This window comes from Pseudomonas sp. NFR02, from assembly GCF_900119375.1.
GTDB classification, from domain to species: Bacteria; Pseudomonadota; Gammaproteobacteria; order Pseudomonadales; family Pseudomonadaceae; genus Aquipseudomonas; species Aquipseudomonas paracarnis.
This window is the reverse complement of sequence record NZ_FPJJ01000004.1, coordinates 173,432-195,247: the sequence shown is the minus strand read 5'-3', so window position 1 is coordinate 195,247 and position 21,816 is coordinate 173,432. Positions and strand designations below refer to the sequence as shown.

General features: G+C 59.4%; 18 protein-coding genes. 8 read left to right on the top strand and 10 right to left on the bottom strand.

Annotation, left to right across the window (positions count from 1 at the left end):
* Nucleotides 1–49: 49 nt before the first annotated feature.
* The 4 genes from BT199_RS14355 to hutC all read right to left on the bottom strand — a co-directional run bounded on the left by BT199_RS14355 (nucleotide 50) and on the right by hutC (nucleotide 4,983).
* The gene (locus BT199_RS14355; RefSeq protein ID WP_014716534.1) at nucleotides 50–1,495 is read right to left on the bottom strand and encodes a purine-cytosine permease family protein; all 1,446 of its coding nucleotides are present in this window, start codon (nucleotides 1,493–1,495) and stop codon (nucleotides 50–52) included.
* 148 nt (nucleotides 1,496–1,643) lie between these two features.
* Entirely contained in the window at nucleotides 1,644–3,314 is a 1,671-nt protein-coding gene (gene hutU, locus BT199_RS14350) for a urocanate hydratase (protein WP_014716533.1), read from the bottom strand.
* Nucleotides 3,315–3,715: 401 nt separating this feature from the next.
* Nucleotides 3,716–4,276: a HutD/Ves family protein gene (locus BT199_RS14345; protein ID WP_014716532.1), complete on the bottom strand. Its 561-nt coding sequence runs from the start codon at nucleotides 4,274–4,276 to the stop codon at nucleotides 3,716–3,718.
* Nucleotides 4,273–4,983: a histidine utilization repressor gene (gene hutC / locus BT199_RS14340; protein ID WP_224796965.1), complete on the bottom strand. Its 711-nt coding sequence runs from the start codon at nucleotides 4,981–4,983 to the stop codon at nucleotides 4,273–4,275. Before hutC ends, BT199_RS14345 begins: the two co-directional genes overlap by 4 nt.
* A 147-nt stretch (nucleotides 4,984–5,130) precedes the next feature.
* Here hutC and BT199_RS14335 point away from each other — a divergent pair, with 147 nt between their 5' ends.
* Nucleotides 5,131–6,495 (top strand): formimidoylglutamate deiminase, encoded by a 1,365-nt coding sequence (locus tag BT199_RS14335; RefSeq protein ID WP_072434767.1) that lies wholly within the window; start codon nucleotides 5,131–5,133, stop codon nucleotides 6,493–6,495.
* 126 nt (nucleotides 6,496–6,621) lie between these two features.
* Here the strand turns inward: BT199_RS14335 and BT199_RS14330 are convergent, their stop codons facing one another.
* Both BT199_RS14330 and BT199_RS14325 read right to left on the bottom strand, forming a co-directional pair.
* Nucleotides 6,622–7,191 carry a lipocalin family protein gene (locus BT199_RS14330; RefSeq protein WP_014716529.1) on the bottom strand — a complete coding sequence of 190 codons (570 nt, stop codon included), beginning with the start codon at nucleotides 7,189–7,191 and terminating at the stop codon, nucleotides 6,622–6,624.
* A gap of 30 nt (nucleotides 7,192–7,221) precedes the next feature.
* On the bottom strand, nucleotides 7,222–7,476 hold the full coding sequence (locus tag BT199_RS14325; protein ID WP_003187823.1) for a hypothetical protein: 255 nt from the start codon (nucleotides 7,474–7,476) through the stop codon (nucleotides 7,222–7,224).
* Between the two features lie 220 nt (nucleotides 7,477–7,696).
* On the opposite strand from BT199_RS14325, the gene BT199_RS14320 reads away from it, so the two are divergent.
* The gene (locus BT199_RS14320) at nucleotides 7,697–7,969 is read left to right on the top strand and encodes a type II toxin-antitoxin system Phd/YefM family antitoxin (protein WP_003171142.1); all 273 of its coding nucleotides are present in this window, start codon (nucleotides 7,697–7,699) and stop codon (nucleotides 7,967–7,969) included.
* Nucleotides 7,966–8,289 (top strand): type II toxin-antitoxin system RelE/ParE family toxin, encoded by a 324-nt coding sequence (locus tag BT199_RS14315; RefSeq protein ID WP_072434765.1) that lies wholly within the window; start codon nucleotides 7,966–7,968, stop codon nucleotides 8,287–8,289. Before BT199_RS14320 ends, BT199_RS14315 begins: the two co-directional genes overlap by 4 nt.
* 57 nt (nucleotides 8,290–8,346) lie before the next feature.
* Here the strand turns inward: BT199_RS14315 and BT199_RS14310 are convergent, their stop codons facing one another.
* Together BT199_RS14310 and BT199_RS14305 are read right to left on the bottom strand one after the other, a co-directional pair.
* A complete protein-coding gene (locus BT199_RS14310) occupies nucleotides 8,347–9,357 on the bottom strand; it encodes a class 1 fructose-bisphosphatase (protein ID WP_003187818.1) in 1,011 nt (336 codons plus the stop codon).
* A 216-nt stretch (nucleotides 9,358–9,573) separates the two neighbouring features.
* Nucleotides 9,574–12,024, bottom strand: coding sequence for a glycogen/starch/alpha-glucan phosphorylase (locus tag BT199_RS14305; RefSeq protein WP_072434763.1), 2,451 nt, complete (start codon nucleotides 12,022–12,024; stop codon nucleotides 9,574–9,576).
* A 237-nt stretch (nucleotides 12,025–12,261) separates the two neighbouring features.
* Here BT199_RS14305 and BT199_RS14300 point away from each other — a divergent pair, with 237 nt between their 5' ends.
* Nucleotides 12,262–12,696 carry a YkgJ family cysteine cluster protein gene (locus BT199_RS14300; RefSeq protein WP_003187815.1) on the top strand — a complete coding sequence of 145 codons (435 nt, stop codon included), beginning with the start codon at nucleotides 12,262–12,264 and terminating at the stop codon, nucleotides 12,694–12,696.
* A 222-nt stretch (nucleotides 12,697–12,918) separates the two neighbouring features.
* Here the strand turns inward: BT199_RS14300 and typA are convergent, their stop codons facing one another.
* Nucleotides 12,919–14,739 carry a translational GTPase TypA gene (typA, locus tag BT199_RS14295; protein ID WP_014716526.1) on the bottom strand — a complete coding sequence of 607 codons (1,821 nt, stop codon included), beginning with the start codon at nucleotides 14,737–14,739 and terminating at the stop codon, nucleotides 12,919–12,921.
* 139 nt (nucleotides 14,740–14,878) lie between these two features.
* Nucleotides 14,879–16,333 carry a tRNA uracil 4-sulfurtransferase ThiI gene (thiI, locus tag BT199_RS14290; RefSeq protein ID WP_014716525.1) on the bottom strand — a complete coding sequence of 485 codons (1,455 nt, stop codon included), beginning with the start codon at nucleotides 16,331–16,333 and terminating at the stop codon, nucleotides 14,879–14,881.
* 334 nt (nucleotides 16,334–16,667) lie between these two features.
* Between thiI and glnA the strand changes: the two genes are divergently transcribed.
* The 4 genes from glnA (at nucleotide 16,668) to ntrC (ending at nucleotide 21,696) form a co-directional block, all read left to right on the top strand.
* Nucleotides 16,668–18,074 carry a type I glutamate--ammonia ligase gene (glnA, locus tag BT199_RS14280; protein WP_003187811.1) on the top strand — a complete coding sequence of 469 codons (1,407 nt, stop codon included), beginning with the start codon at nucleotides 16,668–16,670 and terminating at the stop codon, nucleotides 18,072–18,074.
* A 203-nt stretch (nucleotides 18,075–18,277) separates the two neighbouring features.
* On the top strand, nucleotides 18,278–18,814 hold the full coding sequence (locus BT199_RS14275; RefSeq protein WP_014716524.1) for a chorismate mutase: 537 nt from the start codon (nucleotides 18,278–18,280) through the stop codon (nucleotides 18,812–18,814).
* 363 nt (nucleotides 18,815–19,177) lie between these two features.
* On the top strand, nucleotides 19,178–20,263 hold the full coding sequence (gene glnL / locus BT199_RS14270; protein WP_014716523.1) for a nitrogen regulation protein NR(II): 1,086 nt from the start codon (nucleotides 19,178–19,180) through the stop codon (nucleotides 20,261–20,263).
* Entirely contained in the window at nucleotides 20,260–21,696 is a 1,437-nt protein-coding gene (gene ntrC / locus BT199_RS14265) for a nitrogen regulation protein NR(I) (RefSeq protein WP_003187806.1), read from the top strand. The genes glnL and ntrC overlap by 4 nt, the downstream gene beginning before the upstream one ends.
* The last annotated feature ends 120 nt before the right edge of the window (nucleotides 21,697–21,816 follow it).

Here is a 21,816-nt window from a genome sequence, read left to right as displayed (position 1 = left end):
TGAAATGGATTACGGCAGTCAGTAGGCGTCCTGCCCTGTCCACGTCCCATCAGGCTTGTGCAGCCAGCCCGTTTGTTGTGGGTGAAGCGCCCTGCTCTTTTGGCAGGATCAGGTGATCGGGTACCGTGCCGTGCCATTTTTTTGCACACACGTAATACAGGGCCGCCGGCAGTACCAGGCCGATGATCCAGGAGATATCCACATCCCCCAGCGCGGCCACCAGGGGGCCGGTGTAGAACTTGGTAGAGATGAACGGCAACTGCACCAGCACGCCGAATACGTAGACGCTGATGCCCAGCAGGTTCCAGCGGCCGTAGCGACCGTTCGGGTCGGCCAGCGCCGGCACGTCATAACGCTCGCGGGTGATGCAGTAGTAATCCACCAGGTTGATCGCGCTCCAAGGCGTAAAGAACGCCAGCAGGAACAGGATGAACGACTTGAATGCACCGAGGAACGAATGCTGGCCGAGCAACGCGATCAGCGTGGCCGTGCCGACGATCATCAGCACAAACACCAGACGCTGCAGACGCGTGACCTCCAGACGCCCACGAAAGCCGCTGATGATAGTGGCGATGCACATGAAGCTGCCGTAGGAGTTGAGCGTCGAGATGGTGACCTTGCCGAACGCGATGCTGAAGTACAGCAACGCAGCGGTAGCCCCCGTGCCGCTCAAGCCAACGATGTACGCCACCTCGTGGCCGGCAAACTGCCCGTTGGACATGGCCGCGGCAAACACGCCGAGGACCATCGCCACTTGGGCACCGATGACCGAACCTGCGCCAGCAGCGAGAAAGGTTTTCACCGATGACGTGTGGCTCGGCAGGTAACGCGAGTAATCCGCCACGTAAGGGCCGAACGCAATCTGCCAGGAGGCCGCCAGCGACACGGCCAGCAGGAAACTGCTCCAGCTGAAGTGGCGGATCTGCAGGAGCGCGCCAACGTCGGTCTGGCTCATCAAGCGGCTGAACAGGTACACAAAGGCAACCACGCCAATCAGGCTGGCGACCCGGCCGATGAAGTGGATCACCCGGTAACCCAGCACCGTGACCAGCACGATGACACTGGCGAAGATCAGGATGCCTACGCTGTCGCTGACCCCGAACAACTGGCCCAGCGCCTGGCCCGACAGCACGGTGCCGGTGGCGGTGAAGCCCAGGTACATCAAGCACACCAACACGATCGGAATGGCCGCGCCGTACACGCCGAACTGCACCCGGCTGGAAATCATCTGCGGCAGGCCAAGCTTGGGCCCTTGCGCCGCATGCAGCGCCATGACGCCACCGCCGATCAGTTGACCGATCAGCAAGCCGATCAACGACCAGAACACATCACCGCCCAGCACCACGGCCAACGCCCCGGTGACAATCGCAGTGATCTGCAGGTTGGCACCCATCCACAGGGTGAATTGACTGAATAGACGACCATGTCTTTCCGCTTCCGGGATGTAGTCGATCGAACGTTTCTCGATCAACGGGGTGGTGTCGTTTGCAGCCATGTTGTTCAACCTCTGATGGATTGTTTTGTATGCATCTTGCTCTTCTGTGGGCGCTGGCTTGCCTGCGATAGCATCACCGCGGTCTTACTGTCAGACCGCGTCGTCTGCATCGCAGGCAAGCCAGCTCCCACAGGTACTGCGCCACCCGTTACTTGATCATCGGCAGGTTCAGGCCTTGTTCCTTGGCGCAGTCGATAGCGATCTGGTAACCCGCATCCGCATGACGCATCACCCCGGTCGCCGGGTCGTTGTGCAGCACGCGGGCAATCCGCTCGGCCGCTTCGTCAGTACCGTCGCAGACAATCACCATCCCCGAGTGCTGGGAGAAGCCCATGCCCACGCCACCACCGTGGTGCAGCGACACCCAGGTCGCGCCGCTCGCGGTATTAAGCAAGGCGTTGAGCAGCGGCCAGTCGGACACAGCATCGGAGCCGTCCTGCATGGCTTCGGTTTCGCGGTTCGGGCTAGCGACCGAGCCGGAGTCCAGGTGGTCACGGCCGATCACGACCGGCGCGGACAGCTCGCCGCTGCGCACCATTTCGTTGAACGCCAGGCCCAACTTGGCACGCTGGCCCAGGCCGACCCAGCAGATACGTGCCGGCAGGCCCTGGAAGCTGATGCGCTCGCGGGCCATGTCCAGCCAGTTGTGCAGGTGGGCATCGTCCGGGATCAGTTCTTTGACTTTGGCGTCGGTCTTGTAGATGTCTTGCGGGTCACCGGACAGCGCCGCCCAACGGAACGGGCCGATGCCACGGCAGAACAATGGGCGGATGTAGGCCGGTACGAAACCTGGGAAGTCGAACGCGTTTTCCACGCCCTCTTCCTGGGCCATCTGGCGGATGTTGTTGCCGTAGTCGAAGGTCGGGATGCCTTGCTTCTGGAATTCGAGCATGGCTTTGACGTGGACGGCCATCGACTGCTTGGCGGCCTTGATCACGGCGGCCGGCTCGGTCTTGGCGCGAGCGCGGTATTCGTCCCAGGTCCAGCCGGCCGGCAGGTAACCATTGAGTGGGTCGTGGGCGCTGGTCTGGTCGGTGACCATGTCCGGGCGCACGCCACGCTTAACCAGTTCCGGCAGGATCTCTGCGGCGTTGCCCAGCAGCGCGATGGAGATGGCCTTGCCTTCCTTGGTGTACTTGGCGATACGCGCCAGGGCGTCGTCGAGGTCGGTAGCCTGCTCGTCGACGTAGCGGCTGTTCAGGCGGAAGTCGATGCTGACTTGCTGGCACTCGATATTCAGCGAGCAGGCGCCGGCCAGCGTCGCGGCCAATGGCTGCGCGCCGCCCATGCCGCCGAGGCCGGCGGTGAGCACCCAACGACCGGTCAGGTCACTGTTGTAATGCTGGCGACCGGCTTCGACGAAGGTTTCGTAGGTGCCTTGGACAATGCCTTGGCTGCCGATGTAGATCCAGCTGCCGGCGGTCATCTGGCCGTACATGGCCAGGCCCTTGGCATCCAGTTCGTTGAAATGCTCCCAGCTGGCCCAGTGCGGCACCAGATTGGAGTTGGCGATCAGCACGCGCGGGGCGTTGCTGTGGGTCTTGAACACGCCGACTGGCTTACCGGATTGCACCAGCAGGGTTTCGTCGTCGTTCAGATTGGTGAGGCTCTCGACGATCTGGTCGTAGCACTCCCAGTTGCGCGCCGCACGGCCGATACCGCCGTAAACCACCAGCTCCTTGGGGTTCTCGGCCACTTGCGGGTCGAGGTTGTTCATCAGCATGCGCAACGGCGCTTCGGTCAGCCAGCTTTTGGCGGTGAGCTTGTTACCGCGGGCGGCGCGGATTTCGACGTCACGGTATTTTGTAGGCTTGGTCACAGCTAGGACTCCTCGGCGATCGATGCGCGAACAGGGATGGTGCAAAGTCTTACGCACACATCTTTACTTGTATGTACAAGCATATGCAATCGAGCGGCCAACTTTAGCCAGGAGTGGTTGGGTTTTTTTTGCACGGGGCGTGCGAGCCTTGTAAATCAAGGCTTCAAAGCTTGATGAAATTTCTTACGGAGGTTTGTTGCAGCGCGGGGAATTTGTCACGGCAGCGAAGCTTTGCGTCACGCTGGGGCATTCGGTAACAAATTGGTGCGCGGAGTGGAAACAGATTTTGTGAACAATGCAAAAACAAAGGTGGGAGCTGGCTTGTCTGCGATAGCGGTGTGTCAGTCAGCGCATCAGCTACTGATATACCGCTATCGCAGGCAAGCCAGCTCCCACAGTTTTTAATCGCGTGCGGTCAGTTCGATGATGCAGCAGCGGCCAGTGACAGAGATATCCAGCAGGCCCGTGTTACCGTCCACTTGCAGGCAATCATGGTGGCCGAGCTTCTCGCCCAGCACCTTCACCTCATCCGCCACGCTGAACACCAGCACCGTCTGCGCGGTGCTGAAAAACTGCTGCACGCCATCCACCCACTGCAAGCGTGCGTGGTAACGCTGTGGCGAGTAGATCAGGTTGAAGTCGCGAATCGGCCCCGTGATCAAACGGCATGACACCTGGCTTTCGCCGTTGAACGCGAACGGCTGCAACGGTAACAACCCGCGCTGCTCCTCACCGTCTACGGTCAACACCATGCCGGCGCCTTTGATCACCGTAATCACGCGCTGGTAGCCGGCGAAGGTGGAAAACCCACCCGATTCGGCGATATCGGCAATCGACAAACGCCAGCCAAAACCCTCCAGGCCGGTGCCGGCGTCGCGACTGATTTCTTCGGTACTGCCGCCGCCGTTCTTCCACGGCATGCGCACGTAGTCGGCGGCGCGCCAGACGTTGATCTCACTCATTTACTGAAGCGTCCTTCGAGGCTGTGACGGGAACCGGGGTGGATCAACCGCGCCGCAGTGACCGGCTGGCGACCCGACCAGGTGCGTCGGCGAATCAACAGGCACGGCTCGCTCGGCTCGATCTGCAACAACTTGCACTCGGCGGCATCGGCGAGGATCGCCTCAACCACATGCTCGCCCTCAGTCAACGGCGCGACCTGGTTCAAATAGGCATACGGGGTTTGCTGGGTGAAGTCCTGCTGCAAGTATTCCGGCGCGACCAGGGCGTTGACGAAACGGTCTTCTATTTGCACAGGAATGTCGTTCTCGTAATGCACGATCAACGAGTGGAACACCCGCCCGCCTTCGCGCATTTCCAAGGCAACGGCGCGTTCGGAGCCGGCGGCCTCTTCGCCCAGGGTGATCACCTGGCAAGTGTGCCGATGCCCGCGGGAGGCGATTTCATCGGCGATGTTATGCACTTCAAACAGGGCTGACTGGCTTTTCGGCTCGGCAACAAACGTACCCACACCCTGCATACGCACTAGCAGGCCTTCGGCGGTCAGCTCGCGCAGGGCGCGGTTGATGGTCATGCGGCTGAAGCCCAACTGGCTGACCAGCTCGCTTTCCGACGGCACGCGGTAATGGGGCGGCCAGTTGCCGTTGAGGATCTGCTGGCTGATCATCTGTTTGACGCGGGCATACAAGGGCGCCGGACTTTCGTCCATGTGGGCAGCCAGCGAAGACTTGGCGGGCGGAGTCGGCACAGGGAATCCTTGCAGGGGAAAAAGATGCATAGATTGCCGGAGTTTACCGAGCAGGCAAACGTCTGTATATGTATATACAAATAAACACACGACCGGGGTGCCTTGATCATGTCCGCTTTCTTTGCCGAACGCGCACTGCTGCCTAATGGATGGGCCAATGATGTACGTCTTGAAGTCAGCACCGATGGCCTGCTGACAAAGGTTGAGCCCAATGCCAGTGCAGAAGGTGCGGAGCGGCTCAGGGGCCCGGTGTTGGCGGGCATGCCGAACCTGCATTCCCATGCCTTCCAGCGCGCCATGGCGGGCTTGGCCGAAGTGGCCGGCAACCCCAATGACAGCTTCTGGACCTGGCGCGACTTGATGTACCGCATGGTCGGCAAGATCAACCCCGAGCAGTTACAGATCATCGCCCGCCAGCTGTATATCGAAATGCTCAAGGCCGGCTACACCTCGGTGGCCGAGTTCCATTACGTGCACCACAATCTCAGCGGCCAGCCCTATGCCGACCGTACGGAACTGTCCCGCCAGATCAGCCAGGCGGCCGCCAGCAGCGGGATCGGCCTGACCTTGCTGCCGGTGCTCTACACCCACGCGGGCTTTGGTGGCCAAGCGCCGAATGAAGGCCAGCGACGGTTTATCAACAGCACGGAACACTACCTGGACTTGCAAGCGCGCCTGCAGCCCATTCTGGCGGCACAACCGGCGCAGCAACTGGGTCTGTGCTTCCACTCCCTGCGCGCCGTCACCCCCGAACAAATCCATGCCGTGCTGGCCGCCAGTGACAAGAGCTGCCCGGTGCATATCCACATCGCCGAACAGCAAAAAGAAGTCGACGACTGCTTGGCCTGGAGCGGCAAGCGCCCGTTGCAATGGCTGTATGACAATGTCGAGGTGGATGAGCGCTGGTGCCTGGTGCACGCCACCCATGCCGATGCCGACGAAGTGACACGCATGGCCAACAGCCGAGCGATTGCCGGTTTGTGCCTGACCACGGAGGCCAACCTGGGCGATGGGATTTTTCCTGCGGTGGACTTCCTCGCCCTGGGCGGCCGCATGGGCATTGGTTCCGACAGCCATGTGTCACTGAGCGTGGTGGAAGAACTGCGTTGGCTGGAATACGGCCAGCGCCTGCGCGATCAACGGCGTAATCGGTTGTATCGCAGTGACCAACCGATGGTGGGTCGCACGCTGTTCGATGCTGCGCTGGACGGTGGCGCACAAGCGCTGGGCCAGCCGATTGGTCGACTGCAAGTGGGCAAGCGCGCGGACTGGATAGTGCTGGACGGTAGCGACCCGTACCTGGCGACGGCCAGTGAGGATGGGATTCTCAACCGCTGGCTATTTGCCGGTGGTGATCGGCAAGTGCGCGATGTACTGGTCAATGGCAAGTGGGTGGTGCGAGATGGGCATCATGCTGGCGAAGAAGACAGCAGCCGGGCATTCACCCAGGTCCTGAAGGACTTGCTGAACTAACGGCCAACCCATGACAACTGTGGGAGCTGGCTTGCCTGCGATAGCATCAACCCGGTGCAACTGATGCACCGAGGTGCCTGTATCGCAGGCAAGCCAGCTCCCACATTGGGTTGAGGGTACTCAGGATTACTGAGAGGACTTTGCCATCTGCTTGTCCGACGTACGCCAGATCAGCCGCGTGGTGTCATACCCTTGCTGTCGCGCCCTGCTCAGCAGGTCTTCGCGGGTATCGGCACTCACCGTCGGCGTGCGCGACAGGATCCACATATAGCGCCGGCTCGGGCTGCCGACGATGGCGGTCTTGTAGTCATCGCTGACATACAGCACCCAGTAGTCGCCCTTGGCAACGCCCGGCAACAGTGATGTAAACCAGTTATTGAATTCCACCCACAGCTTGTCGGTCTTGCCTGGTACCTGCGGCGTAGCCGTGCCTTTGGCCTCTTGCCACTTCCACTCAGGCGTCAGGCAGCGGTTGAACACCGACATGTCACCATCAGGCAGCAAGGTATAGCGGGCTTCGGATTGCGCACAGTTGCGCTGAAAGTACATCGGCAACCGGGCCAACTCATACCAGGTGCCCTGGTAACGCTTGAGGTTGACGTTGCTCGCAGTCTTGGGTTGCAGATCATCGCCAGAATGGCTGGCGCAGCCCGCCAAAAACAGGCTGGCGCAAAGGAACAAAACAAAACGCATCATTCTTCTTCTCCCGCAGGCTCGCGCCCCGGTTTACTTCAGGCCTTGCCCGGAAAACATCAGAACTTTGTCACCGGCGTACTGCACGCTGATAAAGCTGTTTTTATCGCCCCAGGTGCAGCTGGACATGCCCAGTGCGCCGGAACAATCGGTTGGCTTGCCCAGCAACGACTCCACCTCGGCCTTGGCCATGCCGGCTGAGAGCTTTTGGTAGTTTTCTTGGGTGACCTTGCTGCAAGCGGCTAAGAGCACGCAAAAAGCCAGCAGGGCGAGACGGCGTATAGACATGGAAAAGCTCCTGGAGAGACAAAGCAGCTGGGGTATCTGCCAGAAGCTTAGAAGGGAAAAGGGGTGTCTGGTTCCCGATGGGGGGTGCTATTTATTTTTTATGTGAACTGGCCCCTTGAACCGTGTTTTCGAGTGAAAAATCACCGCCTTTCATCAGTTGCTGTCTAGCAAAGACCAAATTAAGACTAAAATCAGTCACACCTTGAGCAGGGGTCATCCCATGAAATTTTCTTCGCAGATAAAGCCGATCAGCTACTTGAAAAGTCATACCGCCGAGATCGTCAAAACACTCACGGAAAGCCGCGAACCCCTGGTCATCACCCAAAATGGCGAAGCGAAGCTGGTGGTGATGGATGTGAAGAGTTTTGAGGAGCAGGCAGAAACCATGGCCTTGTTAAAGCTATTGGCCCTGGGCAACCGGCAGATTGAATTGGGGCAGTTTCAAGACATGGAGGACGTGTTCGCCGAGCTGGACAAGGACGACGCTCAATGACATTCAAGGTTGTGATTCTTCACTCGGCAAAACGCGACCTTAAAGATATCAAGTCATACCTCATCCGGCAGTTCTCGACATCGACCTGGCAGCAGTCCTACGACGCGATGAAACAGGCCATGCGACTGCTTGAGTCTCAACCCTATGCTGGCTCGATACCGCAAGAGATCGAGAAGTTGAATCTCAGCCAATATCGACAGGTTGTCTGTGGCATGAATCGGATCATCTACGAAACTCGAGACCCGATCATTTACGTCCACATCATCGCCGACACTCGGAAAAACCTGCAGGCGTTGCTGCTGAAAAACCTTATTCAATAAAAACAAAAGCCCCGAAGCGCTGAGCGCATTTCGGGGCTTTTTTGTTACCGCAAGCTCTTACTTCTTGTGATAAGCCGTCACGCGCTCAACTTCTTCCTTCGAACCCAGGAACACCGCCACACGCTGGTGCAGGCCTTCAGGCTGGATGTCGAGGATGCGCTGGTGGCCGTCGGTAGACGCACCGCCTGCCTGTTCAACCAAAAACGACATCGGGTTGGCTTCGTACATCAGGCGCAGCTTGCCTGGCTTGGACGGCTCGCGGCTGTCGCGTGGGTACATGAACAGGCCACCACGGGTCAGGATGCGGTGCACGTCGGCAACCATCGCGGCTACCCAGCGCATGTTGAAGTTCTTCTTCAACGGGCCTTCTTCGCCTTCCATCAGCTCGTTGACGTAGCGCTTCACCGGTTCTTCCCAGTGGCGCTGGTTGGACATGTTGATGGCAAATTCCTGGGTAGAAGCAGGAATCGAAATGTCTTCGTGGGTGAGTACGAAGCTGCCCATTTCACGGTCCAGGGTGAAGCCTTTGACGCCGTCGCCCAGGGTCAGCACCAGCATGGTCTGTGGGCCGTAGATCGCGTAGCCGGCAGCAACCTGCTCGGTGCCTGGTTGCAGGAAGGCCTTTTCGTTCAGGGCTTCGTTCTGGCTCAGGTATTCGTTGGGGCAACGCAGCACCGAGAAGATGGTGCCGACCGGTGCGTTAATGTCGATGTTGGACGAACCGTCCAGTGGGTCGAATACCAGCAGGTATGCGCCCTTCGGGTATTTGCCTGGGATCTGGTAGGCATTGTCCATTTCTTCGGACGCCATGCCGGCCAGGTGGCCACCCCATTCGTTGGCTTCGAGCAGGATTTCGTTGGACAGAACGTCCAGTTTCTTCTGCACTTCGCCCTGCACGTTTTCAGTGCCCATGCTGCCCAGGACACCGCCCAGTGCGCCTTTGGAAACGGCGTGGCTGATTTCCTTGCAAGCACGCGCCACCACTTCGATAAGGAAGCGCAGATCGGCAGGCGTGTTGTTGCTGCGGGTCTGCTCGATCAAATAGCGACTCAAGGTAACGCGGGACATGGACGGCTCCGGAGAATGGGGGGCTGAAAACCCGCGCAGTTTAGCGCGAGTCGAGGCTGATTTCCTCTAATCAGAGGATTTAACGCCAATAGAGTTCACGACCAGGCTTGATGTGGGAGGGGGCTTGCCCCCGATTGCGGTCATTCAGTCAATGCATGAGTGACTGATCAACCGCTATCGGGGGCAAGCCCCCTCCCACATTTTTAACCGCGGCCGTCAGTCGAGGGCTTTCCAGATCTCGGTGGCATATTCGCGGATGGTGCGGTCCGAGCTGAACCAGCCCATGCGCGCTGTGTTGAGCACGGCCGAGCGCCACCAGGCCTTGGAGTCGTGCCAATGCGCCTCGACCCGCGCCTGGGCGTCCCAGTAGGCGTCAAAGTCGGCACACACCAGGAACCGGTCGTAGTCGATCAGCCCATCGATCAGGCCCACATAGCGGCCCGGGTCGTCCGGCGAAAACACCCCGCCACGGATCGCTTGCAGCACATCATTCAAACGATGGGAGGCAGCGATATCCGGCCCGGCGTTGAACTCGCCGGCGTGTTTGCGGGCCTCCACCTGCTGGGCACTGAGGCCAAAGATAAACATGTGCTCGGCGCCGACACGCTCGTGCATCTCCACGTTGGCGCCGTCCATGGTGCCGATGGTCAGCGCGCCGTTGAGGCCGAACTTCATGTTGCTGGTGCCGGACGCTTCGAAACCGGCGGTGGAAATCTGCTCCGACAAGTCCGCTGCCGGAATGATGCTTTCCGCCAGGCTGACGTTGTAGTTGGGCAGGAACACCACCTTGAGCAGGCCGCGCACGGTCGGGTCGTTGTTGACGGTGCGGGCGATGTCGTTGGTCAGCTTGATGATCAGCTTGGCCTGGTGGTAGCTGGCTGCCGCCTTGCCGGCAAAGATCTTGACCCGAGGCACCCAGTCGATGCCCGGCTCGGCACGGATCGCCTGGTACAGCGCCACGGTGTGCAGCAGGTTGAGCAGTTGGCGCTTGTATTCGTGGATGCGCTTGACCTGCACGTCGAACATCGCCGCCGGGTTGATCGCAATGCCCAGGCGCTCATGGATGATCTGCGCCAGTGCGCGCTTGCTGTGCAGGCGCTGCTCAGCGAACGCTTTGCGCAAGGCCGGTTTCTCGGCAAAGGGTTCCAACTCGATAAGACGCTGCTCGGGCTGGTCGAGAATATCCGGGCCCAGCGCTTCCACCAGCATATCGGTCAACTTGGGGTTGGCCTGATACAGCCAACGACGGAAGGTAATGCCGTTGGTTTTGTTGTTGATGCGCTCGGGGTAGAGCTTGTGCAGTTCGGAGAACACCGTGCTGCGCATCAGTTGGGTATGCAAACCGGACACGCCGTTGACGCTATGGGAGCCCAGGAACGCCAGGTTGCCCATGCGCACGCGGCGGCCGTTGTCTTCTTCGATCAGCGACACAGCGCGCAAGACGTCGAAGTCGTGGATGCCCTTGGCACGCAGCGAGTCGATATGCTGGGCGTTGATCAGGTAGATGATCTGCATGTGCCGGGGCAGCATGCGTTCCATCAAACCTACCGGCCAGGTTTCCAGCGCTTCGGGCAGCAGGGTGTGGTTGGTATACGAAAGGGTCTCGACGGTGACATCCCACGCGGCTTCCCAGGGAATGTCATGCAAATCGACCAGCTGGCGCATCAACTCGGCCACGGCGATGGACGGGTGGGTGTCGTTGAGTTGGATGGCGGCGTGCTCGCCCAGGCTCAATACCGAACCGTGCATGTTCTTGTGGCGGCGCAACAAGTCCTGCAGGGACGCGGAGACGAAGAAATATTCCTGGCGCAGGCGCAGTTCCTGCCCTGCTTCGGTGCTGTCGGCCGGGTAAAGCACTCGGGAGATGCTTTCGGCGCGGGCCACTTCGGCGACGGCGCCCAAATGGTCACCGGCATTAAAGCGCTCCAGGTGCAGGTCTTCTACGGCTCGTGCACGCCAGAGGCGCAGGGTGTTGACGCTGGCCCCGCGCCAACCGACGACCGGCGTGTCATAGGCCACGGCACGTACGGTTTCGTTGGGCGACCACACCTGGATCATCTTGCCGGAGGCGTCCGCAATGGTTTCAACGCTCCCGCCAAAGCCGATCGGGTAAATCACCTCGGCGCGCTCGAATTCCCAAGGGTTGCCGAAATCCAGCCAGCGTTCGGTCTGCTCCTGCTGCCAACCGTCGACAATGGCCTGGCGGAACAAGCCGTGTTCATAACGAATGCCGTAACCGTGGCCCGCAATGCCCAGCGTCGACATGCTTTCCATAAAGCACGCCGCCAGACGGCCCAGACCACCGTTGCCGAGCGCCGCGTCGGGCTCCAGCAGGCGAATGCGCTCCAGATCCACGCCCAGCTCCGACAGCGCTTCGCGAGCGATCTCCAGCACACCCAGGTTGCTCAGGCTGTCGTAGAGCAAGCGGCCGATGAGAAATTCCAGGGACAGGTAATAAACACGCTTCTGGCCTTTGCGATAAATACGCCGCGTGTGGTCCATCCAGTGGTCGACCATCTGGTCGCGGGCGGCTAGGGCAATGGCTTCGAACCAGTCATGATCGAAGGCGTGATCCGGGTCCTTGCCCACCGCGTAGGTGAGTTTGGTCAAGACAGCATCGCGGAATGCGGCTACCTCTGCTTCTCGTGCAAGCGGTTCCTGAGACATCGGTGCGACCTCGGGCGAGATTGAAGGAGTTGCTAGAGCCTAGTCGGTCTGACAGACGGTAGACGTGCTGGTTCGGCAGTTTTTTAACTCATTCGCCATGGACTGAATTTGATGCAGGGGTCGTGCCCGATCAGGCAGTGGCCAAACCTTTGAGCTGAAACCTGCAAAATATTGTTCAAAAAACCACCAATCCCGGTATGATCCCGCGCCCGTATACCGCCCCACCCTGGAACCCTGATGAAGCCTCAACTGATCGCCGCCGCGGAACTCGACCGTCTAGAGACCTGGCAGAAATATTCCGCCCACATGTGCGGCGGCTGCGTGTCCAGCTGCTGCACCCTGCCGGTTGAGGTGAAGATCAAGGACCTGATCCGCATTGGCATCGTCGATGAGTTCGAGCGCGGCGATCCGCCGAAGAACATCGCCAAGCGTTTGCAGAAAGAAGGCATCGTCGAGCGGTACAACAACAAGTCCGAAATTTTTACCCTGCAGCGCATGAGCAACAACGACTGCCTGTACCTGGATCGTAAGACGCGCTTTTGCACTATTTATGACAAGCGCCCGGATACGTGCCGCAACCACCCGAAAATCGGGCCGCGGCCGGGGTATTGCGCGTATAAGCCCAAGGAAGTGGTGCGCGAGACTAACTTCAAGACCCTCGACAAGTTCTAAGTTTTTGATCGTTCCCACGCTCTGCGTGGGAATGCAGCTGTGGACGCTCTGCGTCCGCTCTTGAAAGCAGGACGCGGAGCGTCCCACGCGGCGTTCCCACGCGGCGTTCCCACGCGGAGCGTGGGAACGATCACAACGGCACAGTCACCACAAAATCTGCAGGCATAAAAAAACGCCCCCGGCCTTTCGACCGGGGGCGTTTTTCATTCAGCCTGAGTTAACTCAGTTCTTGGCTTTCTTGGCAGCGCGGGTACGCTCGCCTTCGTCCAGGATCTTCTTACGCAGGCGGATCGACTTAGGCGTGACTTCGCACAGCTCGTCGTCCTGGATGAATTCCAGGGCCTGTTCCAGGGTGAAGCGAACAGGTGGAACCAGAGCGATGGTTTCGTCTTTGCCCGAAGCACGCATGTTGTCGAGCTTCTTGCCTTTGGTTGGGTTGACGCCCATGTCGTTGTCACGGCTGTTCAGACCAACGATCTGGCCGTTGTAGATCTCTTGACCGTGCTCAACGAACAGCTTGCCACGCGCCTGGAGGGTTTCCAGGGAGTAGGTCAGCGCCTTACCGGTTTCTACCGATACCAGAACACCGTTCTGACGGCCGGACATGTCGCCGGACTTCATGGTGTCGTAGCGATCGAAGATCGAGGTCAGGATGCCAGCACCGTTGGTCAGGGTCAGGAACTGGTTACGGAAACCGATCAGACCACGAGCAGGGATGTTGTATTCCAGACGCACACGGCCTTTGCCATCCGGCACCATGTTGGTCAGGTCGCCCTTACGCAGGCCCATCTCTTCCATGACCTTGCCCTGGGATTCTTCAGGGGTGTCAATGGTGACGTTTTCGAACGGTTCCTGCTTCACGCCGTCAACCTGACGGATGATCACTTCCGGACGACCAACACCCATTTCGAAGCCTTCGCGACGCATGGTTTCGATCAGTACCGAGAGGTGCAGCTCACCACGGCCGGAGACCTTGAACTTGTCAGCCGAGTCGCCTTCTTCAACGCGCAGAGCAACGTTGTACAGCAGCTCTTTGTCCAGACGCTCCTTGATGTTACGGGAGGTCACGAACTTGCCTTCTTTACCGCAGAAAGGCGAGTCGTTTACCTGGAAGGTCATGGAAACGGTTGGCTCGTCAACGGTCAGAGGCTTCATCGCCTCGACGTTGTCCGGCTGGCACAGGGTGTCGGAGATGAACAGCGAGTCCATACCGCTCACGCATACGATGTCGCCAGCGAAAGCTTCTTCAACGTCGATGCGGTGCAGGCCGTGGTGACCCATCAGCTTCAGGATACGACCGTTACGCTTCTTGCCGTCAGCGCCGATAGCAACAACCGGGGTGTTCGGCTTGACGCTACCACGAGCGATACGGCCAACGCCGATAACACCCAGGAAGCTGTTGTAGTCCAGTGCCGAGATTTGCATCTGGAACGGGCCTTCACGGTCGACTTTCGGTGCTGGTACGTTGTCGACGATCGACTGGTACAGCGGGGTCATGTCTTCAGCCATGTCGGTGTGGTCAAGACCAGCAATACCGTTCAGGGCCGAGGCGTAGATGACTTGGAAGTCCAGCTGTTCTTCGGTAGCACCCAGGTTGTCGAACAGGTCGAAGATCTGGTCCAGAACCCAGTCCGGACGCGCGCCTGGACGGTCAACCTTGTTGATGCACACGATCGGACGCAGGCCGGCTTCGAAAGCCTTCTTGGTCACGAAACGGGTTTGCGGCATAGGGCCGTCTTGAGCGTCAACCAGCAGCAGAACGGAGTCAACCATCGACATTACGCGTTCTACTTCGCCGCCGAAGTCGGCGTGGCCCGGGGTATCCACGATGTTGATGTGGTAGCCGTTCCAGTTGATAGCGGTGTTTTTAGCCAGGATGGTAATACCGCGCTCTTTTTCCTGGTCGTTGGAGTCCATCACGCGCTCGTCGTTGAGCTCGTTGCGCTCCAGGGTGCCGGATTGACGCAGGAGTTTGTCTACCAGGGTGGTTTTACCATGGTCAACGTGAGCAATGATGGCGATGTTACGTAGATTTTCGATCACTTGTGTATCTCGATCAGAGGATTCGGTGTGCTGACAGGTCGTGGCAGCGATTAACAGTAGAGTCAGGCCTTGCCGTTACAGCTTGACGGCAGAGTCGGGGGGCCGGTGACGCAGGCCACAGGCAAACAGCCCCGGGCTCTTAGCTCGGTCGATAAACGCGCACATTGGCATGCCCCTCACTGAGCAAATGGTGGGCATGCAGGCGACTCATCACGCCTTTGTCGCAATACAGCAGGTACTGACGGCTGTCATCCAGTTCCTTGAAACGCGCGTTCAATGCATAGAACGGCAGCGTTTGTACGTCGATGCCAGGAATCTCCAGCGGCTCGTCGTCGGCGGCATCCGGGTGACGGATGTCGATGATGATCTGGCCGGCCAGGGCTTCGCTGACTTCTTCGATCTGCACATCCTGGCCCAATTCGTCGATCACTCGATCGATTGGCACCAGCTTGGCGTTCTCGAGCGCACGCTCCAGAATCGCCATGTCGAATTCTTTTTCTTCATGCTCCACGCGGTGACGCTTGGCGTGGGTCTTGGGGTTCACCGAAATGACCCCGCAGTATTCAGGCATATGCTTGGCAAAGTCGGCGGTGCCGATTTGCTCGGCCAGGTCGATGATGTCCTGCTTGTGGCTGGCGATCAGCGGGCGCAGCACCAGCTTCTCGGTCACGCAATCAATGATCGACAGGTTCGGCAGCGTCTGGCTGGAAACCTGGGAAATCGCTTCGCCGGTCACCAGGGCGTCGATCTGCAATTGATCGGCGATTCGGGACGCAGCGCGCAACATCATACGCTTCAATACTACGCCCATATGACTGTTATCGACTTTGCCGAGAATTTCGCCCAGCACTTCCTCGAACGGTACGCTTACAAATAGCACGCGCTGGGAGCTGCCGTATTTCTTCCAGATAAAGTGCGCGACTTCCATCACGCCCAATTCGTGTGCACGCCCGCCCAGGTTGAAGAAGCAGAAATGGCTCATCAGGCCGCGACGCATGATCTGGTAGGCCGCCACCGTGGAATCGAAACCGCCGGACATCAATACCAGGGTCTGTTCCAAGGCACCCAGCGGGTAGCCGCCGATGCTGTTGTGCTGGCTGTGGATCACGAACAACCGTTGGTCGCGAATTTCCATGCGCACTTCAATTTGCGGCGCTTTGAGGGAAATTCCAGCGGCACCGCACTCGCGACGCAGCTTGCTGCCGACGTATTTCTCGACATCCATGGAGCTGAACGGGTGCTTGCCGGCACGCTTGCAACGCACCGAAAAAATCTTGCCTTCAAGCGCATTGCCGTAGTGCTGCTTGCACTTTTCGGTGATGTCGTCGAAGTCGCCCAGCGGGTACTCATCCACCTGCAGGAAATGCGCGATGCCCGGCATGCAGCTCAGGCGCTCGGTCATGTCCTTCAAGGCTTTGGCGTCGGTAATGCGGGTTTCCAGCTCGAGGTTGTCCCACACGCCGTTCACCACCACAGCCGGGTCCAGGTCACGGAGCACGGCACGGATGTTCTTGGCCAACTGACGGATGAAACGCGTCCGTACCGGTCGGCTTTTGATGGTGATCTCGGGGAAGACTTTAACGATTAATTTCATGGAAACAGCGCGCGCCGGGCCTGCTGAAAAAGGGGGGCGCGGATTATAGCGGAAATCGCTCAAGGTTTAACCAGTTAATATGCATTGCCTACGCAATGCACCAAAACGGGTCATTTACACAAATAAACGCTACATTGCAGTGCGCGATTTATGCCGTTTTTGCCGATTGCACCGTTATAGGGGCTATTTTGAGGCAAAACGGCCATGTTGGCGCACTGGCATGCAATTTGCTCTCTTGTGAGGCAGGTTGCCTTGGCGGAGTATCCGCGCCGGCATCACCCAAATTCTAAGGGCTAACTCCACTACCCAAGCCCGAAGCCACCCGGAGGACACCATGTCGAAGTCGGTTCAACTCATCAAAGATCATGACGTTAAATGGATTGATCTGCGCTTCACGGACACAAAAGGCACTCAGCACCACGTGACCATGCCGGCTCGCGATGCGCTGGAAGATGACTTCTTCGAAGTCGGCAAGATGTTCGACGGTTCCTCCATCGCCGGCTGGAAAGGCATCGAAGCCTCCGACATGATCCTGCTGCCAGACGACAGCACCGCCGTACTCGACCCGTTCACCGAAGAGCCAACCCTGATCCTGGTGTGCGACATCATCGAGCCTTCGACCATGCAAGGCTATGACCGCGACCCACGCGCCATCGCCCACCGTGCCGAGGAATACCTGAAGTCCACCGGTATCGGCGACACCGCATTCTTCGGCCCTGAGCCAGAGTTCTTCATCTTCGACTCGGTGAAGTTCAAATCCGACATCTCCGGCTCCATGTTCAAGATTTTCTCCGAGCAAGGTTCGTGGATGTCCGACCAGGACGTGGAAGGCGGCAACAAAGGCCACCGTCCAGGCGTGAAAGGCGGCTACTTCCCAGTACCACCGTTCGACTTCGACCATGAAATCCGTACCTCCATGTGCAACGCACTGGAAGAAATGGGCCAGACCGTTGAAGTTCACCACCACGAAGTGGCGACTGCCGGCCAGAACGAAATCGGCGTGAAATTCAACACGCTGGTGAAGAAGGCTGACGAAGTTCAAACTCTGAAATACTGCGTGCACAATGTTGCCGATGCCTATGGCCGCACCGCTACCTTCATGCCTAAGCCGCTGTACGGCGATAACGGCTCGGGCATGCACGTTCACGTATCGATTTCCAAAGACGGCAAGAACACCTTCGCTGGCGAAGGCTATGCCGGCCTGTCCGATACCGCCCTGTACTTCATCGGCGGCATCATCAAGCACGGCAAGGCCCTGAACGGCTTCACCAACCCGTCGACCAACTCCTACAAGCGTCTGGTCCCAGGTTTTGAAGCGCCGGTGATGCTGGCCTACTCGGCACGCAACCGCTCCGCCTCGATCCGTATTCCTTACGTCAACAGCCCTAAAGGCCGTCGTATCGAAGCGCGCTTCCCAGACCCGGCTGCCAACCCTTACCTGGCCTTCGCCGCCCTGATGATGGCCGGCCTGGACGGTATCCAGAACAAGATCCACCCTGGCGACGCCGCCGACAAAAACTTGTACGACCTGCCGCCTGAAGAGGCCAAAGAGATCCCACAAGTGTGCGGCAGCCTGAAAGAAGCCCTGGAAGAGCTGGACAAGGGCCGTGCGTTCCTGACCAAAGGCGGCGTTTTCAGCGACGACTTCATCGACGCTTACATCGCCCTGAAAAGCGAAGAAGAAATCAAAGTACGCACCTTCGTACACCCACTGGAATACGAGCTGTACTACAGCTGCTGATCCGGTAGCGCTGCTTGAGGTAGCGTGATGAAAAAGACCTCCTTCGGGAGGTTTTTTTTTGCCTGGGCGTTACGCTACGCCAGCTCTGCAAACCCAATCAAAGTGTGGGAGCTGGCTTGCCTGCGATAGCGCACTGCCGGCCACCTGCTGTATCACTGACACACCGCCATCGCGGGCAAGCCCGCTCCCACAGGAGATCACCTTTGAGATATCGACTTGTATTTGCCCTGCTGTTCATCAGTGCCAGTGCGAGCGCTGCGCCGCCTACGCTCGAACCCCTGCTCAACAGCATCGCCGAACGCCTTGAGATTGCCGACCAGGTAGCACTGAGCAAGTGGGACAGCCACAAGCCCGTGGAAGACAAGAAGCGCGAACAAGAGGTGATCGCCAGCGTCACTGCCCAGGCGCCGAGCTACAAGCTGGACCCGGCCGCTGCCGAGCAGTTCTTCGCCGCCCAGATCGAAGCCAACAAACTGGTGCAATATACCCACCTGTCCGACTGGCAGTTCCAGGGCAAAGCGCCCGACGACCCGCGCCCGGACCTGGTCCAGCAGATTCGCCCGCAATTGGACGCGCTGCAAAAAAGGCTGCTGCAGCAGTTGGCTGACTTCACGCCCCTGCGCACAGACCCCAAATGCCCCCAATGGCTGGCCGAGGCCGTGCACGAACCGCTGAATGATCCGCTGCGCCAGCTGGCGATGATCCGCGCCACCGCCGAGCTTTGCATCTATAAAGGTTAAAAGGACTGCAAATCCAATTAAAAATGTGGGAGCTGGCTTGCCTGCGATAACGGTGTTGAATGCACCACAGCTATCGCAGGCAAGCCAGCTCCCACACTGACTGCGATTTGCCTTCAATCTTCAGTGGCTGAACAACCTTCACAAAACCGCACTATATTGGTGCGATAGCCTGCACCCTTCTCAATTGCCCAGCCCATTTTGGTTCGAAACTTCCCGTTGAGGCTGGCAGAACGCCACAGTTTCGCGCCTGAACCCCTTATTTCAGGGCATTAGCGCTTCTTTTCGGAGCCTTGGTTTGGTTTTTGCATTTTCCTTGTATCAGCGTGTGCCTCAAGCCCGCGCCTTGCTCCAAAAGAGGTCCCGATGACCATCAGCGATGCACTGCACCGTTTGTTACTCGACAACCTGACCACCGCGACCATCCTGCTCAATGCCGACCTGCGCCTTGAGTACATGAACCCGGCGGCGGAGATGCTCCTGGCGATCAGCGGCCAGCGCAGCCATGGGCAGTTCATCAGCGAATTGTTCACCGAGTCGGCCGAAGCCTTGAGTTCGTTGCGCCAGGCCGTGGAGCAGGCACATCCGTTCACCAAGCGCGAAGCGATGCTCACCGCGCTCACCGGACAAACGTTGACCGTCGACTACGCCGTGACCCCAATCCTGAGCAATGGCGCGACCCTGCTGCTGCTCGAAGTCCACCCCCGCGACCGCCTGCTGCGCATCACCAAGGAGGAAGCGCAGCTGTCCAAGCAGGAAACCAGCAAGATGCTGGTGCGCGGCCTCGCCCATGAGATCAAAAACCCGCTGGGCGGCATTCGCGGCGCGGCACAGTTGTTGTCCCGCGAGCTGCCGGACGAGCACCTCAAGGACTACACCAACGTCATCATCGAAGAAGCCGACCGCCTGCGTAACCTGGTGGACCGTATGCTCGGCTCCAACAAGCTGCCGTCCCTGGCGATGACCAACGTACATGAGGTGCTGGAGCGCGTCTGCCAATTGGTCGAGGCCGAAAGCCAAGGTTGCATCACCTTGGTGCGCGACTACGACCCAAGCATTCCCGACGTGTTGATCGACCGCGAGCAGATGATCCAGGCGGTGCTCAACATCGTGCGCAACGCCATGCAGGCCATCAGCAGCCAGAACGAGCTGCGCCTGGGCCGCATCAGTTTGCGCACCCGCGCCCTGCGCCAGTTCACCATCGGCCATGTGCGCCATCGCCTGGTGACCAAGGTCGAGATCATCGACAACGGCCCCGGCATTCCTGCGGAGCTGCAGGAAACCATCTTTTTTCCCATGGTCAGCGGCCGCCCGGACGGTACCGGGCTAGGCCTGGCCATTACCCAGAACATCATCAGCCAGCACCAGGGCCTGATCGAATGTGAGAGCCACCCCGGCCACACCACGTTCTCGATCTTCCTGCCATTGGAACAAGGAGCCCCCACGACATGAGCCGTAGTGAAACTGTCTGGATCGTCGACGACGACCGTTCTATCCGCTGGGTCCTCGAAAAAGCCTTGCAACAAGAAGGCATGACCACCCAGAGCTTCGACAGCGCCGATGGGGTGATGAGCCGCCTGGCACGTCAGCAACCGGACGTGATCATTTCCGATATCCGCATGCCTGGGGCCAGTGGCCTGGACTTGCTGGCGCGCATTCGCGAGCAGCACCCGCGCTTGCCGGTGATCATCATGACCGCCCACTCGGACCTGGACAGCGCTGTCGCGTCCTACCAGGGCGGCGCCTTTGAATACCTGCCCAAGCCATTCGATGTGGATGAGGCGGTGGCGCTGGTCAAGCGCGCCAACCAGCACGCCCAGGAACAACAGAACCAGGAAGCGCCGCCGACCCTGACCCGTACTCCGGAAATCATCGGGGAAGCGCCGGCGATGCAGGAAGTGTTTCGCGCCATCGGGCGCTTGAGCCATTCCAACATCACCGTGCTGATCAACGGCGAATCGGGGACCGGTAAAGAACTGGTGGCCCACGCCCTGCACCGCCACAGCCCTCGGGCGGCCTCGCCGTTTATCGCACTGAATATGGCGGCGATTCCCAAGGATTTGATGGAGTCCGAGTTGTTCGGCCATGAAAAAGGCGCGTTCACCGGGGCAGCCAACCTGCGTCGCGGACGCTTTGAACAGGCGGACGGCGGCACACTGTTCCTCGATGAAATCGGCGACATGCCGGCCGACACCCAGACTCGCTTGCTGCGGGTGCTGGCTGACGGCGAGTTCTATCGTGTGGGCGGGCATACGCCGGTGAAGGTGGATGTGCGCATCATCGCGGCCACCCACCAGAACCTGGAAACACTGGTGCATGCGGGTAAATTCCGTGAGGACTTGTTCCACCGCCTCAACGTGATCCGCATCCACATCCCGCGCATGTCGGACCGCCGCGAAGATATCCCTACCCTCGCCCGCCATTTCCTCAGCCGCGCCGCCCTGGAGCTGGCGGTGGAGCCCAAGCTGCTCAAAAGCGAGACCGAGGAATACCTCAAGAATCTGCCGTGGCCCGGCAACGTGCGCCAGCTGGAGAACACCTGCCGCTGGATCACTGTAATGGCCTCCGGGCGCGAAGTGCACATCAGCGACCTGCCGCCGGAGCTGCTGAGCCTGCCGCAGGACTCGGCTCCCGTGACCAACTGGGAACAGGCGCTGCGCCAATGGGCCGACCAGGCCTTGGCACGCGGCCAGTCGAACCTGCTGGACAGCGCCGTGCCAGCGTTCGAGCGGATCATGATCGAGACCGCGCTCAAACACACCGCCGGCCGCCGCCGTGATGCCGCCGTGCTGCTGGGTTGGGGGCGCAATACCCTGACGCGCAAGATCAAGGAACTGGGAATGAAGGTGGATGGTGGGGATGATGACGAGGGTGATGAAGCCTGAACCCCAAGACCGCTGAAGGCCCCGTGTGGGAGCCGGGCTTGCCCGCGATGACGGTGTGTCAGTCACCCGGTATAGGGCTGACACGCCGTCATCGCAGGCAAGCCAGCTCCCACATTGGTT

Excerpts from the sequence above, each read along its gene's own strand:
- BT199_RS14355 (WP_014716534.1), bottom strand. The coding sequence starts at position 1,495 with ATGGCTGCAAACGACACCACCCCGTTGATCGAGAAACGTTCGATCGAC.
- BT199_RS14345 (WP_014716532.1), bottom strand. The coding sequence starts at position 4,276 with ATGAGTGAGATCAACGTCTGGCGCGCCGCCGACTACGTGCGCATGCCG.
- hutC (WP_224796965.1), bottom strand. The coding sequence starts at position 4,983 with ATGGACGAAAGTCCGGCGCCCTTGTATGCCCGCGTCAAACAGATGATC.
- BT199_RS14335 (WP_072434767.1), top strand. The coding sequence starts at position 5,131 with ATGTCCGCTTTCTTTGCCGAACGCGCACTGCTGCCTAATGGATGGGCC.
- BT199_RS14330 (WP_014716529.1), bottom strand. The coding sequence starts at position 7,191 with ATGATGCGTTTTGTTTTGTTCCTTTGCGCCAGCCTGTTTTTGGCGGGC.
- BT199_RS14325 (WP_003187823.1), bottom strand. The coding sequence starts at position 7,476 with ATGTCTATACGCCGTCTCGCCCTGCTGGCTTTTTGCGTGCTCTTAGCC.
- BT199_RS14320 (WP_003171142.1), top strand. The coding sequence starts at position 7,697 with ATGAAATTTTCTTCGCAGATAAAGCCGATCAGCTACTTGAAAAGTCAT.
- BT199_RS14315 (WP_072434765.1), top strand. The coding sequence starts at position 7,966 with ATGACATTCAAGGTTGTGATTCTTCACTCGGCAAAACGCGACCTTAAA.
- BT199_RS14310 (WP_003187818.1), bottom strand. The coding sequence starts at position 9,357 with ATGTCCCGCGTTACCTTGAGTCGCTATTTGATCGAGCAGACCCGCAGC.
- BT199_RS14305 (WP_072434763.1), bottom strand. The coding sequence starts at position 12,024 with ATGTCTCAGGAACCGCTTGCACGAGAAGCAGAGGTAGCCGCATTCCGC.
- BT199_RS14300 (WP_003187815.1), top strand. The coding sequence starts at position 12,262 with ATGAAGCCTCAACTGATCGCCGCCGCGGAACTCGACCGTCTAGAGACC.
- thiI (WP_014716525.1), bottom strand. The coding sequence starts at position 16,333 with ATGAAATTAATCGTTAAAGTCTTCCCCGAGATCACCATCAAAAGCCGA.
- glnA (WP_003187811.1), top strand. The coding sequence starts at position 16,668 with ATGTCGAAGTCGGTTCAACTCATCAAAGATCATGACGTTAAATGGATT.
- glnL (WP_014716523.1), top strand. The coding sequence starts at position 19,178 with ATGACCATCAGCGATGCACTGCACCGTTTGTTACTCGACAACCTGACC.
- ntrC (WP_003187806.1), top strand. The coding sequence starts at position 20,260 with ATGAGCCGTAGTGAAACTGTCTGGATCGTCGACGACGACCGTTCTATC.